10 protein-coding genes and 2 pseudogenes are annotated in these 14792 nt (G+C 58.3%); 7 read left to right on the forward strand and 5 right to left on the reverse strand.

The window, feature by feature from the left end:
• Window positions 1-2 precede the first annotated feature (2 nt).
• The 4 genes from rfbB to CACC_RS01285 form a co-directional block, all read right to left on the reverse strand.
• The gene (gene rfbB / locus CACC_RS01270) at window positions 3-1007 is read right to left on the reverse strand and encodes a dTDP-glucose 4,6-dehydratase (RefSeq protein WP_005276554.1); all 1005 of its coding nucleotides are present in this window, start codon (window positions 1005-1007) and stop codon (window positions 3-5) included.
• Window positions 1008-1141: 134 nt separating this feature from the next.
• Complete coding sequence (locus CACC_RS01275; protein WP_035108265.1) at window positions 1142-2698, reverse strand: HNH endonuclease signature motif containing protein; 1557 nt, start codon at window positions 2696-2698, stop codon at window positions 1142-1144.
• 165 nt (window positions 2699-2863) lie between these two features.
• Window positions 2864-4189 (reverse strand): M1 family metallopeptidase, encoded by a 1326-nt coding sequence (locus tag CACC_RS01280; protein WP_005276558.1) that lies wholly within the window; start codon window positions 4187-4189, stop codon window positions 2864-2866.
• 36 nt (window positions 4190-4225) lie between these two features.
• Window positions 4226-5305 carry an alpha/beta hydrolase gene (locus tag CACC_RS01285; protein ID WP_005276560.1) on the reverse strand — a complete coding sequence of 360 codons (1080 nt, stop codon included), beginning with the start codon at window positions 5303-5305 and terminating at the stop codon, window positions 4226-4228.
• Window positions 5306-5939: 634 nt separating this feature from the next.
• Between CACC_RS01285 and lpdA the strand changes: the two genes are divergently transcribed.
• Window positions 5940-7352 (forward strand): dihydrolipoyl dehydrogenase, encoded by a 1413-nt coding sequence (gene lpdA, locus CACC_RS01290; protein WP_005276561.1) that lies wholly within the window; start codon window positions 5940-5942, stop codon window positions 7350-7352.
• A gap of 93 nt (window positions 7353-7445) precedes the next feature.
• On the opposite strand, the gene ramB is transcribed toward lpdA, so the two are convergent.
• On the reverse strand, window positions 7446-8855 hold the full coding sequence (gene ramB / locus CACC_RS01295) for an acetate metabolism transcriptional regulator RamB (protein WP_005276562.1): 1410 nt from the start codon (window positions 8853-8855) through the stop codon (window positions 7446-7448).
• 372 nt (window positions 8856-9227) lie between these two features.
• Here ramB and CACC_RS01300 point away from each other — a divergent pair, with 372 nt between their 5' ends.
• From CACC_RS01300 to CACC_RS01325, 6 genes and pseudogenes are all read left to right on the forward strand, one after another.
• Window positions 9228-9983, forward strand: a complete 756-nt coding sequence (locus tag CACC_RS01300) for a succinate dehydrogenase cytochrome b subunit (protein WP_005276563.1) — start codon at window positions 9228-9230, stop codon at window positions 9981-9983.
• A 15-nt stretch (window positions 9984-9998) separates the two neighbouring features.
• Entirely contained in the window at window positions 9999-12014 is a 2016-nt protein-coding gene (locus tag CACC_RS01305; RefSeq protein ID WP_005276564.1) for a fumarate reductase/succinate dehydrogenase flavoprotein subunit, read from the forward strand.
• Window positions 12014-12763, forward strand: coding sequence for a succinate dehydrogenase/fumarate reductase iron-sulfur subunit (locus tag CACC_RS01310; RefSeq protein WP_005276565.1), 750 nt, complete (start codon window positions 12014-12016; stop codon window positions 12761-12763). The genes CACC_RS01305 and CACC_RS01310 overlap by 1 nt, the downstream gene beginning before the upstream one ends.
• Window positions 12764-12819: 56 nt before the next feature.
• Complete coding sequence (locus CACC_RS01315) at window positions 12820-13194, forward strand: hypothetical protein (protein ID WP_005276566.1); 375 nt, start codon at window positions 12820-12822, stop codon at window positions 13192-13194.
• Window positions 13195-13767: 573 nt separating this feature from the next.
• Window positions 13768-13911: pseudogene (locus CACC_RS01320) on the forward strand (IS256 family transposase); the annotation flags it as partial.
• A 514-nt stretch (window positions 13912-14425) separates the two neighbouring features.
• Window positions 14426-14624: pseudogene (locus CACC_RS01325) on the forward strand (hypothetical protein).
• The last annotated feature ends 168 nt before the right edge of the window (window positions 14625-14792 follow it).

Consider the following 14792-nt stretch of genomic DNA (forward strand, 5'->3'; position numbering starts at 1 on the left):
AATTACTGTCCTTGCTCTTTATAGCGGGCTTCTACAGATTCCTTTTGGGAGCGCCACCACGTTTCGTTATCGCGGTACCAGGCGATGGTATTTTCCAAGCCCGCCCGGATATCGGTAAAGCGGGGCCGCCAATCCAATTCGCGGCGCAGCTTGGTAGCGTCCATGGCATAGCGCTGGTCATGGCCGGGGCGGTCCGCCACGTGCTCGTACAGGGCTCGACCTCCCTGGGTATGTCCCATGATTTCGCAGATTATCTCGATGATGCGCTTATTATCGATGTCCGGCTGGTCAGCGCCGATATTATACGTTTCACCAATCCGCCCCTCTTCGATGATTTTTAGCACCGCCGCGTTGTGATCGTCGACGTGGATCCAGTCACGAACCTGCTCGCCCGTGCCGTAGAGCTTGGGGGTATGCCCGGAGAGGATATTGGTGATTTGGCGCGGGATGAATTTTTCGATGTGTTGGTAAGGCCCGTAATTATTTGAGCAATTAGAAATGGTGGCGCGCAGGCCAAAGGATCGGACCCATGCCCGCACGAGGTGATCGGAGCTCGCCTTGGTGGCCGAATAAGGGCTGGAGGGCGCATAGGCGGTATCCTCCGTGAAGTTGGTATCCGCCCCAATTTCTAAGTCCCCGAAGACCTCATCGGTAGAAACGTGGTGAAAGCGGACATCGTATGTCCGGCACGCCTCTAGAAGGGTATAGGTGCCCACCACATTGGTGTGGATAAACGGGGAGGGATCCCGCAGGGAATTATCATTATGGGACTCGGCGGCGAAGTGCACTACGATATCCGCCTTAGCGACGAGCGGATTCACCACCGTAGCATCCGCGATATCGCCCTCCACTAATTCCACATCGAGCCCCGCAAGGTTATCCCGGTTGCCGGCATAGGTCAGCTTATCTAAGACGGTGATGCGGGTATCTGGGCGAACCTTGGCCATGAGGCGCACGAAATTGGCACCGATGAAGCCGGCGCCGCCAGTAACGAGCATGGTGTGCATGAGTCTCCAGTGTAGGGCAGTCCGTACAAGCGCTGCGCGTGGACAGCCCCAAAACGCTTGTACACGCACTTCTAGGCCGCACGACATGATCGTACGGCCTGAAGGCACGGTAGAGAGTGGGTGGTAGGGCATGCTCACGCTGCGCCGGGAGGCGGCGGAGAAGGTGGTGAGTCCGGAGCCGAAGGCTGCGGCGAATCGCCCGGGGAACTGGGTGGTGAATCCACCGGTTCATGAGGCTGAGCAGGCGGGTCGGCGAGCTTGCGCGCCGGGGCTTGCTCTGCCGCAGGGGAGTCATTGAGCTCCACCGAGGGTGAAAGCCCGCCGGTATGCGCTGAGCGGTAGCCCACTCGGCCCGTTTCTGGGTCTCTTTCCGCATGCCCCATGCCATTGCCGCCATCGCGGTTATCGTTATTGTCCACGTGGTGCCGGCGGCAGAGCAGGGTGAGGTTCCGGAGGTCTGTAGCTCCCCCGTGGGACCACGCCTGCAGGTGGTGGACATCGCAGTCTTGCCATGGCCGGTTGCAGTCCGGGTGGGTGCACACGATTTCCCCGGCAGCGAGCGCTAGCTTTTGCCATAGCGAAGCGGTGCGCTTGGTGCGACCGAGCTCGAGCGGGAAGCCCTTGTCATCGACGGCGCAGAAAAAGTCGTGCTGCGCAGCGCCCAAGCGGAGAAGATCGAGCGGAGATAGATCGATTCCCGCGCTTGTGGTGAAGCGGGTATCGCTGCTCATCGCTTGTAGCTCTTCCAGAGTGGTGGCGACGAAGAAGGAGCCGAGGCCATCCGATTTCTTTTGGCCCGCGGACAAATAGCTGCCTAGTGCCGCGGTCAACTGATCCGCCATGCGCTGGGCATAGGTGCGGGTATCGTCTTCGGGGCTCAGGCTCTCGCTGCCTTTATTCTTGGCAGGGGCGAAGGCACTGGCTAGGAGCGCGGCGGCGGAGGCATCGAGGTAGCCGGAGATGTGCACGCCACCGTCTGCATCTTGGTTAGAAATGCTGAAGCGGCGCTTGCGGGTAGCCGCGTGTGGATCGCGCTTCCCGGAGGGATCGACGGCATGCTTATTCGCCTTGCGGATGGCCTGACGCAGCCAATCGCGCAGAGATTCATAAGAGCGGCGCTTGGCCTCTTCCAAGGCCTTATTGCGCAGCTCCCGCGGCCCAGGGACCGCGAACTTATTGAGGTTGCGCAGCTCCCGTTCGATGAGGTTGAGGACGCGTTCCGGGATGGGGTCTTCCTCGAAGAGCTTCTTGCGGCGCTGTTCTTCCGCCTGGCGCTCACGATCGGCGCGGCGGCGCGCTTCCTCCTCGGCTTTCTTTTGCGCGGCCGCATCTGCCTCGTCGTCTGCTGGCGGGGGAGTAGGTTCAGGATCCTCAATGGGTGCAAAGAGGTTCTTGCCGTTGCGCAGGCGGGCGGCGGCCTCAGACTCTGTGAGGCCAAGGCGGGCGACTAAGTAGTCCTTAGCCTTAGAAGAGCCGACCCGCCTGCCGGCATCATCGCGCTCTGCAATAAAGGCAAAGGCGGCATCGATAGTGGATTTATAGCCCAGCGCCCGCTCTAAGTGTTCGAAATTGGGGTGGAGCAATTCGAAGGAGAGATCGTCCGGATTCTGCATAAGGTTGCGCAGGCGCGTAAGCCCCGCAGCCACATCAGAAATGGCTGTATTGATTTCCGTATGCTTGGCAGTTTCCATGGTTCCTCCTCCTTCCTGTTTCGCTTTCATGTTCTATTCTATGTCAATAAAACACCAGCGCAACCGCAAGAAAGGAATTGGTCAATAGACTGTACATTCCCCAACCAAACGGGCCCAGCCGCAACCAAACGCAAGCAACCCCCGCCAAACAGCGCCCGAAAACCACTAATCCGGAAACTTAGGCAACGCTGTTTCATCGAGCCATGCGGCAACGGTGGCATCGAAAAGGGCGGCGTCCGGCGCAGCCTCCCGGAAGGACGAGAGGAGATCTGCGGGCTCGACCACGGAGTGCTGATGCTGGGTGAGGTAGGAGGTGAGGGTGGGGAAGAAGGCATCGCCAAGCAGCCGGTGAATGGCGTGTACCGCGAGGGCCCCGCGCTTGTACACGCGGTCATCGAACATATCGCGCGCGCCGGGATCAGAAACCTTGATGTCTTGGCGCTTGCGCATCAGAACTTGGTAATGCGAGCGCGCCGCCTCGCGCGCGGAGGACGCACCCTTGTGCTCACCCCACAACCACTCGCTGTAGCAGGCAAAACCCTCATTGAGCCAAATATCCTTCCACGCAGAAAGGCCAACGGAATTGCCAAACCACTGGTGGGAAAGCTCGTGCGCGATGAGCCGCTCGAAGGCGTGATCGCCCTTCACATGGTTGGAACCGAAAATGGACAAGCCTTGGGCCTCGAGGGGAATCTCCAGCTCATCCTCGGTAATGATGACCTGATAGGCGGGGAACGGATAAGGCCCGTAGATAGAGGAGAAGAAATCCACCATCTCCTGCTGCCGGGAAAACTCTTCGCGTACGCGCTCGCGCAAGAACGCCGGGGCCCACGCCTGGGTATTAGCCCCCAGCGAATACGAAGAAAACTCGCCTACCTGTACCGTTGCCAGGTATGTGGCCATGGGGTGGCGCGTGCGGTAGTGCCACCGAGTGGTGGAACCGCCGGCCTTGCGGGAGACCAATTCGCCATTGGAAATAACGGTAAAGGGGCTATCGGCGGTGATGATGATGTCATACGTCGCCTTTTCAGAAGGCGTGTCATCGCACGGGAACCAGCTGGGCGCGCCATTGGGCTGGCTGGCCACCAACGAGCCGGATTCGGTTTCCTCCCAGCCAATTTCACCCCATGTGGTGCGGATGGGGCGCGGGCTGCCGCCGTAGCGAATGTGCAGCTCAAACTCGGTTCCGGCAGGGATTTCGGAGGCAAAACGCAAGCGCAGCTTCCCAGAAGATTGGCGGAACTTGGCCACCCGGGGCGCGTGCTTGGCGGTCACGCGCCGCGCCACCATCGCCCCGCCAAGATCTAAGGTTAAGGAGGTCAGTTCCTCCACCGCGCGCACGCTCAAAATGGCCTCGCCCTGCAGCAGGTTAGGCTCCACGCGGTAGTTCAAGTCCAGCGTGTAGTGGGTGACTTCAAAACCAAGGTTGAAGTCCACGCCGGTATAAGGATCAGTATGCGCACGCGAAAAGGCGGTAGGAAGCAATGTCATAATTGCACCCTACCGCCCGTTGCGCGCAGCCTAAATTTAGCTATTGAAGCCCCGCTCGAATACTGGCCAGGAATCCTTCAGATCCTGGTTCCAGTGCGGCCACGAGTGGGTTCCGGTATTGCGGAAGTTAAAGGTGGCGGGCACGCCAGCCTGGTCAAGCTTGGCCTTGAAGTTGTGGGTGCAGTAGTTCACACCGGCCTCGATGGCGCCGCCTTCAACCTGCAGGGTAGCGGAGCCCTGCGCTGCCTGGAGCGGGTTGTAGCCCTTGGACTGGATGTAGGAGAACGTGTCTTCCTCGCTAGCCAGACCAGAGCCGGAGGACACGTACAGCTCGGTGCCGTGCAGCTTCTCGGCATTCATCATGGCGTCGTTATAGCGGTTGGTGGGAGAACCCAGCGGGCCCCACATCTGGTCCACGCTGCCGCCGCCGCGGCCAACGGTCAGCTCTACGCCCTGGCGCTCGATGGGGTACGCGGTAGCCGCGCAACCTGCAAAGGAACCAACGGCGTCGTAGAAGCCCTGGTTGTGCTGTGCCAGCAACAGGGAGGAGGTGGCGGACATGGACATGCCCGCGATGGCGCGGTGGTTATCGGCATTGATGTGCTTCTCGATGGCCCCCGGCAGCTCCTTGGTCAAGAAGGTCTCCCACTTTTGTGGTCCCTGCAGGAAGCCCGAATTCGGCTCAGAGATCCAGTCGGTGTAGTAGGAGAAAGCGCCGGCCTGTGGGACAACGACGTTGACGTCCTTCGAGTGGTAGAAGTCAACGGCATCAGAAAGCTTCAGCCAATCCATGTCCTGTTCCGCGCCGCCTGCACCGTTGAGCAGGTACACGGTCGGGCGGTTTTCATGCTGGGCGCGGACGACGGCCAAAGGAATCTTCCGGCCGTTCATCGCCGGCGAGGTTGCCTCGAGCTTTTCAACGCGCGCATCATCCTTGTACTTCTTGTACCAGGACTTACCCTCGATTTCCGGGGTAGGCTCCAGCGGGGAAATCGTGGACTGTGCGGCATCGCCCGCCACCTGCTGCGGGGTCAGCTCGGCCGCGCCTGCCACGGGGGCATAAGCCAAGCCCGTGCAAACCGCAGCTGCCGCGAGGACAGAATTGAGACGCTTCATGGTGCTTCTTTCCTGTAGGGAGTGGACTCGATAACTATACTTCGGCCGCGAAAAATTGGCATATTAAGGAAGTATATTCAGTGTTTAGACATACAGATATCGCCATTTATAGTGCCCAATAAATGCCCGCCGGTAAAGACCTAGGTCGATTTGGGACATGAGCGGGGGTAAGCGGCGCTCTATACGCCTGTACCTTTGTTAATGATAACAAACACTGTGACAATTGAGGTTTGTGTGTCATAATCTCCTAAGAAATCGCGGCGCAGCTGTAACGCCAGCAGAAATGGCTGCGTTAGTGCTTTTAGTATGAAAAGCTAAGCAGTGCGATTGTGCACGTGCGCTCCAACAAAAGAAAGAACCTCAATGAACGTTTTCGATACCGTCCTCGTTTCCATCAACGAATTCCTCGGCCCCTTCATCCACTCCGCGTTGGAGGCCTACTCCAAGCTGCTGGTTTCCCTTCACCTGATCTAAACCTGCGAAGCCTCAAGGGCCCTGCGGGGGTGCATCTGCTGCTTGCCGATGCCTCCCTTCGCAGGGCCCTTTCCTTCTTCTCACCGCCGTATGGGGTGGGGTGCCCCCAAGTGTGACCAATTACGCGACAATGAGGACAAAGTTACGTATCCTGTAGGGCGTGACTAACGAACATTATGACGTAGTAGTACTCGGTGCGGGCCCTGGCGGCTACGTTGCCGCCATCCGCGCAGCTCAGCTTGGAAAGAAAGTCGCTGTTATTGAAAAGCAGTACTGGGGCGGAGTCTGCCTCAACGTAGGCTGTATTCCCTCCAAGTCGCTGCTGAAGAATGCAGAGGTAGCCCACACCTTCAACCACGAGGCGAAGGCTTTTGGCATCTCCGGCGATGTTTCCTTTGATTTCGGTGTAGCCCACAAGCGTTCCCGCAAGGTTTCTTCGGGCATCGTCAAGGGCGTTCACTACCTGATGAAGAAGAACAAGATCACCGAGATCAACGGTCTGGGTTCCTTCAAGGACGATAAGACCATTGAGATTACTGAGGGCGATGATGAAGGTAAGACCGTTACCTTCGATGACTGCATCATCGCCACCGGCTCCGTGGTCAAGTCCCTGCCTGGCGTTGAGCTGGGCGGCAATATCGTCTCCTATGAAGAGCAGATCCTGAACGAGGAAGCACCGAAGTCCATGGTCATTGTGGGCGCCGGCGCCATCGGCATGGAGTTTGCTTATGTGCTAGCCAATTACGGTGTGGACGTCACTATCGTGGAGTTCATGGACCGCGTCCTGCCGAATGAGGACAAGGACGTATCCAAGGAGATTGCCAAGCAGTACAAGAAGCTCGGCGTGAAGCTCCTGACCGGTTACAAGACCACCTCTGTGAAGGACAACGGCGACGATGTCACCGTTGAGGTCGAATCCAAGGACGGCTCCAAGCAGGACACCCTGACCGTGGATCGCGCCATGATCTCCATCGGCTTCGCCCCGCGCGTTGAGGGCTTTGGCCTTGAGAACACCGGCGTTGAGCTGACTGAGCGCGGTGCCATCGACATCGATGACCGCATGCGCACCAACGTTGACCACATTTATGCCATCGGTGACGTCACCGCGAAGCTGCAGCTCGCACACGTGGCAGAGGCACAGGGCGTTGTAGCGGCAGAAACCATTGCTGATGCAGAAACTCAGCTCTTGGGTGACTACAACAACATGCCGCGCGCTACCTTCTGCAACCCGCAGGTCGCTTCCTTTGGCTACACCGAAGAGGCAGCCAAGGAGAAGTTCCCGGATAAGGACATCAAGGTTGCTACCTTCCCGTTCTCCGCAAACGGTAAGGCCGCTGGCCTGAATGAGACCGCCGGCTTTGTCAAGCTTATTGCTGACGGCGAATTCGGCGAGCTCATCGGCGGACACATGGTGGGCTCCAACGTTTCGGAGCTCTTGCCTGAGCTGACCTTGGCGCAGCGTTTCGACCTGACCACTGAGGAAATCGGCCGCAACGTACACACCCACCCGACCTTGTCTGAGGCCATGAAGGAAGCCGCTGAGGGTATCAGCGGCCACATGATCAACCTCTAAACAAGCCTCCCCTATACCGCATAACGGCACCGCGGCGTTCTCCAGAAAGGAGGACCGCGGTGCCGTTTTTCTGTGTGCGGCTAAAAAGCCCAGCTAGTAAGGCGCGACCGCCGAGCGGTGAATATCGATATCGATCGCCTCGTTGATGGGCGGGAAAGCGCGCTGCGAGCAGTTCTCACGCGCGCAAGTACGGCAGCCAGGACCGATGGGCGTAGCAGCGTGGAGATTGGTGAGGTCGAGGCCCTCCGCATAGACCGTGCGATCGGCGTGGCGGGCCTCGCAGCCCAGGCCAATGGCGAAGAGCTTATTGGTATCGCCGTAGCGCCCTTGGTGGTGCTGCACGGCGCGGGAAATCCACAGGTAGTTGCGCCCATCAGGCATCTGCGCCAGCTGACGCGAGATGACCCCCGGGCGGGTGAAGGTCTCATAGACATTCCAGAGCGGGCAGGTGCCGCCATTATTGGAAAAGTGCACGCCGGTGGCGGATTGCCGCTTGGACATATTGCCGGCGCGATCCACGCGCACGAAGGTAAACGGAACGCCGCGCAAGTTATCGCGCTGCAGGGTGGAAAGCCGGGAGGCGACTGTCTCGTATCCCACGCCGAAGACCTGGCACAGATACTCCACATCGTAGCCGGCGCGCTCGGCCTCGCTGTGCATCATGGCATAGGGCATGAGCGTGGCGGCTGCAAAGTAGCTGGCCAAGCCGCGTTGCGCCAGGCTGCGGGAGGAATCAGAGGTAAAGGGTTCATCGGCCACGAGCGCGGAGATTTGCTCCTGGGCCTCGAGCAGGCCGAGCTCGGCGGCCATGCGGAAGGCGCGTTGGCCCTCGCTCAAGCGCGAGGCAAGCGTGAACTGCCCGCTCTCGCGGTCAAAGCGGTGCAGCGTGCCATCCATCTGCGCCGTGAGCTCGATTTCTACGCCGTGCTTCTCGCGCAGCCGGTTCGCCAGCGCCTGTTCGGTATTGCGAATGCCGAATCCGGAAACGCCGAGGTCACCGGCAAGCTCCTCCGCGTGATGGTCCAGCCCGTCCAGGTAATTTTGCCGGGCATAGAAGAAGTCGCGCACCTCATCGTGCGGCATGGATAGGGCAGCTGCGCTTTCCGATGTCCGCCTCGTATCCGTGGCCAGCGAGAGCTTATCGCGCACGTTGCGGTAGCGGCGGTGTACATCGACAAGCGTGCGGGCGACGGTGGGGTGGTTATATACCAGCTCCGATAGCTCCTGAAGCTCCACCGGGGAGGGGCAGAGCTCCTTGTCTTGGATGACGTCCTGGATCTCCGCGAGGAGACGGGAGTCATCATCGCGGGAGAAAAACGTGGCGTCGACGCCAAAGACCTCGGTAATGCGCAGCAGCACCGGCACGGTGAGCGGGCGGACATCGTGCTCAATCTGGTTGACGTAACTGGCGGAAAGGCCGAGGGTGCCAGCTAGGGAGGCTTGGCTGAGATCGCGTTCGCGGCGAAGCTGGCGAAGGCGAGATCCCACATACGTCTTACTCATGCGCCAAAGGTTACTAGTAGCGAGCGCGGCTGTGCATCTTTATGGCGAAAATTTTGTGAAGACTCTTCGCTACCTGGACACGCTGTTTGTGGGGTTTCATGCGAAAGTTTGACACATAAAGGGGTGGGTTAATCACTTGCGCAACATGGAGTGGCGAAGCTCACAATTTGGGCTACAAATATGAAACATCTGCATTGCGGAAATGAAGGTACCCAAGGTAACAGCGTTTTCGCATTCTTGTTCTCAGGATACCCTTACCTAAAAGATCTCACCGCCTAGTCGCGCTTGCGAACCAGGAGCAATTGGCCGCTCGAAAATAACTAGTAACCAGCGGTTAAGCCCAGTTAAGGTAAGTACGACTATGGAGGTGTCATGACTTTAAGAAATCCGGACCGTGAGGCAATCGCTCACGGCCACATCACTAATGAACCAATTCGTCAGCAGCCCGGAACGCCATCGTGGGTACTGAAGCTCATCATGGCCGTTACCGGTTTGCTCTTTGCGCTTTTCGTCGTCGGCCACATGGCCGGCAACCTGAAGCTGTACATGCCGGCACACAACGGTGAGCCCGCCCTGGATGAGTACGGCGAGTTCCTGCGCTCTATGGGTGAACCGCTGTTGCCGCATGGCTCTGCCCTGTGGATCATCCGCATCGTGCTGATCGTGGCAATCCTTGCCCACATCTACGGTGCCTTTACCTTGGCTTCCCGCTCCAAGGCATCCCGCGGCAAGTTCAAGCGCACCAACCTGATGGGTGGCCTGGATTCCTTCGCCACCAAGTCCATGCTGGTAACCGGTGTCGTGCTGCTGCTCTTCATCATCTTCCACCTGCTGGACCTCACCATGGGCGTACAGCCGATGGCCCCAGAGGGCTTCGTTGAAGGCTCTGTCAAGGCCAATATGATCGAAACCTTTAGCCGTTGGCCGGTCACCATCTTCTACGTGCTGGCAATGTGCTGCCTCTTCCTGCACCTGACCCACGGCATTCGCCTCGCCGCATCTGACCTGGGTATCACCGGTGCCAAATGGCGTCAGACCTTCTTGGTCTTGGCCTACATCATCCCGGCCGTTGTATGCATCGGCAACATCGTTATGCCTTTGTCCGTTGCCCTGGGCTTGGTCAGCTAAAGGAGATAGGAACCCATGACTACTACTGAACTCAAGCGTGAACACCCCAACTTCTCGCACCCAAAGTCCATCGTTGAGGGCGTCTCCGCTGGTAATATCCTGGAATCCCAGGAACCGCACGGCGTGCCGATGAAGGATATGTGGGCTCACCACGTTGACCACATGAACCTGGTCTCCCCACTGAACCGCCGCAAGTTTGAGGTCCTCGTCGTAGGTACCGGCTTGTCCGCGGGCGCTGCTGCGGCAGCCCTTGGTGAATTGGGCTACGGCGTTAAGGTCTTTACCTACCACGACTCCCCGCGCCGCGCGCACTCTATTGCTGCGCAGGGTGGTGTCAACGCCTCCCGTGCCAAGAAGGTGGATAATGACTCCGCTTACCGCCACACCAAGGACACCGTAAAGGGCGGCGACTACCGCTGCCGCGAGTCTGACTGCTGGCGCCTGGCCAACGAGTCCGTTCGTGTTATCGACCACATGAACGCCATCGGCGCCCCGTTCGCCCGTGAGTACGGCGGCACCCTGGCCACCCGTTCCTTCGGTGGTGTGCAGGTCTCCCGTACCTACTACACCCGTGGTCAAACAGGTCAGCAGCTGCAGCTGTCCACGACCTCTGCACTGTACCGTCAGATCGGGCTGGGCAATGTGGAGCTTTTTGCCCACAACGATATGCAGGACATCATCACCTATGAGGACAACGGCAAGAAGCGCGCGGGCGGCATTGTCACCCGCAACCTGATTACCGGTGAGCTCAAGGCCTTCACCGGCCACGCCGTCATCCTGGGTACCGGTGGTTACGGCAACGTTTACCACATGTCCACCCTGGCGAAGAACTCCAACGCCAGCGCCATGATGCGCGCTTATGACAAGGGCGCTTATCTGGCTTCCCCGGCGTTCGTGCAGTTCCACCCGACGGGCCTGCCGGTCAACTCTGACTGGCAATCCAAGACCATTTTGATGTCGGAGTCCCTGCGTAACGATGGCCGCATCTGGTCGCCCAAGGAAGAGGGCGACGACCGCGACCCGAACACCATTCCGGAGGAAGAGCGCGACTACTTCTTGGAGCGCCGCTACCCGGCCTTCGGCAACCTGGTTCCCCGTGACGTTGCCTCCCGTGCAATTTCCCAGCAGATCAACAAGGGCCTGGGCGTTGGACCGCTGAAGAACTCGGTCTACCTTGACTTCCGCGACGCCATCGAGCGTCTGGGCAAGGATAAGATCCGCGAGCGTTACTCCAACCTCATTCAGATGTATGAAGAGGCCATTGGTGAGTCCGCGTACGAGACCCCCATGCGCATCGCTCCTACCTGCCACTTCACCATGGGCGGCCTGTGGACCGACTTCAACGAGATGACCTCTATTGACGGCCTCTTCGCCGCCGGTGAGTGCTCTTGGACCTACCACGGTGCTAACCGCCTGGGCGCGAACTCCCTGCTTTCGGCTTCTGTTGACGGCTGGTTCACCCTGCCGTTTACCATCCCGAACTACTTGGCTGACCACCTCAACGAGGACAAGCTGGCCGAGGACTCCGCTGAGGCACAAGAAGCCGTGCAGAAGTCCCAGGAGCGCATCGACAAGCTGATGCAGGTTCACGGCGATGACCCGCACGGTCCGTCCCACTACCACCGCCAGCTGGGTGACCTGCTGTACTTCGGCTGCGGTGTGTCCCGTAACGTCGAGGACCTGAAGGACACCATCGAGAAGATCCGTGCCCTGCGCGATGACTTCTGGAAGAACGTCCGCATCCCTGGTGAGGCGAATGACATGAACCAAGTCCTGGAATACGGCCTGCGCGTTGCCGATTACCTGGACCTGGGTGAGCTCATGTGCATCGACGCCCTTGACCGCGATGAGTCTTGCGGCGCTCACTTCCGCGAAGATCACCTTTCTGAAGAAGGCGAAGCCGAGCGTGACGACGAAAACTGGTGCTTCGTTTCCGCCTGGGAGCCGGGCGCGAACAAGAACGAGTTCATCCGCCACGCAGAACCCCTGTACTTTGACTCGATCCCGCTGATGACAAGGAACTACAAGTAATGAAATTGACACTTGAGATCTGGCGTCAAGCCGGACCCACCCAGGAAGGTAAATTCGAAACCGTCCAGGTGGATGATGCCTCCGAGCAGATGTCCATTCTGGAGCTATTGGACCACGTCAACGAAGGCTATGTTGAGCGCGGCGAAGAACCGTTCGCTTTCGCTTCTGACTGCCGCGAGGGCATCTGCGGTACCTGTGGTTTGACCGTCAACGGTCGCCCACACGGCCCGGGCCAGAACACCCCTGCCTGCCAGCAGCGCCTGTTCAACTTCAACGATGGCGACACCATCCAGCTGGAGCCCTTCCGCTCCGCTGCGTACCCCGTCATTAAGGACATGGTGGTTGACCGCTCCGCACTGGACCACGTGATGGAGCAGGGCGGTTACGTATCCATGGATGCCGGCACCGCACCGGATGCCGATACCATGCACATCAACCACGAGACCGCCGAGTACTCGCTGGACCACGCCGCTTGCATTGGTTGCGGTGCCTGCGTTGCTGCCTGCCCGAACGGTGCGGCACACCTGTTCACCGGCGCCAAGCTGGTTCACTTGTCCATGATGCCGCTGGGTAAGGAAGAGCGCGGCAGCCGTGCCCGCAACATGGTTGCTGATTTGGAATCCAACTTCGGCCACTGCTCCCTCTACGGTGAGTGTGCCGATGTCTGCCCGGCTGGCGTCCCACTGACCGCAGTATCTGCCGTTACCCGCGAACGTGCACGTGCTGCTTTCCGTGGCAAGGACGACTAAGCTAGAGTTATTCCGTAGGAATACTAGGAACGAGAGAAAGACAGAAAGACTCCGCCATGAGCGATAACACCCACGTAGTTGCTGACTACCAGAGCGAAACGTATCCGGAGTTCTCCGGCAAGATTCAGGACAACTACATCGAAGGCTACGACCCAGTATCCTTCGCAGCTCCTCACTCTTCCCTTCTCCGCACCTCCACGTGGGTCGGCATGGGCTTGATCCTGTCTTGCCTGCCAGCAGCCGGCATCCTCATCTGGGGCCTCGGCGTGTGGGACACCCCGCTGGGCACCGCAGGTGAAGGCAACTACGGCCTGACCATCGCCATCGGCGTCATTTCCTTGGTTGTGGTGGCCATCGCAGCCGCCGGCACCATCCACTATGGACGCCGCTACTACCGCCAGTACCGCAAGGAAACCGGCCGAGTTAACTAAGGCGCACGCCTAGTTCAGGCAACGTCTCAGTTTCTGTACTGACTCTACACAACCCCCGCCTCTACCGCATATAAGCTCTGCAGGAGGCGGGGGTTGCTTGTATTTGAAGCAGATAGGGGTTAAGTAGCAAGAGGGGATGCGGACATTTTTAGGAATATTTAGAGTAGCAGCTTGCGTCGGCGTTGATTGATGCTTAATCTGCCGAACTCAAGCTTGATTCTTCGTTCGTTTTAGAAGTCGACATAGTTATGAATCGCTTTTTCTAATTCCTCATGATGTCGCCATTTAGGCCCATAGAACATCTCATTTGGACCTGACCCCAGTTTGGTGGACACCTGATATCCAGCGGTTGCGTCCCTTAGTGTGGTGTAACGCTTGCTGATGGTGGGCCCGAAAATAGTAGGGCGGTCACCGTCGGAAACTTTCGACTCAACAACCACATCTCACCGAACGGCATATGACGATGACCGCTGCACCACATTCTATCGACCCTGCAACCTACTTGGAGAGAGTGTCTAATGGTTTGTGTGTGGGTACCTAACCCGCATGAGGAGATGGACCAGAATGACTACTATGGCGAGACGAGATCCGGCTGATAAGGCCAAGATTGATGCGATTGAAAAGAAGCTGCTTGCTAACCCAGAAATCGCGAAACTGATTGATGACCTAGGCACGTCGACAACGGATGCCAATGGCCCAGTTCGGGGCATGTTGCAACGACCCTCTGAACTCAAGCCCGTCGCAAACGCTGCAAAGACCCCATTCGTAACGCCGTATTAGCGCTTATGATTAGGTGGAATCAGATAACTTAAGAGCTGAGTAGGCTACTGATGAAAAATGGGGCTTGGCCTCTTTAGCAAGTAATCACCGCGTCTCTCTTAGGAGCTATCGTGGTGACCATTATATCGCTCCAGAGCGAGCAGGGAACCTTAGTGGAAGCAATTTTAATCTTCTGCTTGTCTTCGGTTTTCCTTTTTATCGTGTTCTTTTCTGCAGCGAGACTATTCAACGCGCTCTACCGACGTTGGAACTTTTCTAATCAGGAATAGACGTAAATTTATAACGTTCATTCCTTTCTTGACTGGAACAGCAATTGTTCCCATCAATGCCGCAGTCGCACTTTGATCTGTACCAGCGCAGCGCCGAGCGTTCGTCCGCGGGGTGCACCGGCAAGAGTGCTACCTGTATGCCCGGCAAGGTCGTAGGCGAATCTCAGTTCCGCGGTGTTGAAGTGTCCCAGGTTTTGTTCCGTTTGAGTAGATGGGAAAATCTGGAACATGCCGAAAAATTTGACCAGGATGCGAAGGACCGTGTGGTCCGTCTCGTGGAAGGACCGCATCTTGGCGGAAAATATGTCGATGCGCCCCGCGTGCCAGGCAGTAGGCCCAAAGCTGGGGGTTTCATGGCACACAGCTCGTCAATGGACTTAAGCCTGCTCGCCGTGCAGGAAGAACCCCAGAACCTGTGCCTGAAGATGTGGCTGCCGAAAACGCGAGGCTACGTCGTGAAAATCACCAGCTACGCGATACTAATGAGTTGTTGAAGGCCGCGTCAGCTTTTTCGCGTCGGAACTCGACCCGAAACGTTAAGAAATGATC

This window comes from Corynebacterium accolens (assembly GCF_023520795.1).
Taxonomy (GTDB): domain Bacteria; phylum Actinomycetota; class Actinomycetes; order Mycobacteriales; family Mycobacteriaceae; genus Corynebacterium; species Corynebacterium accolens.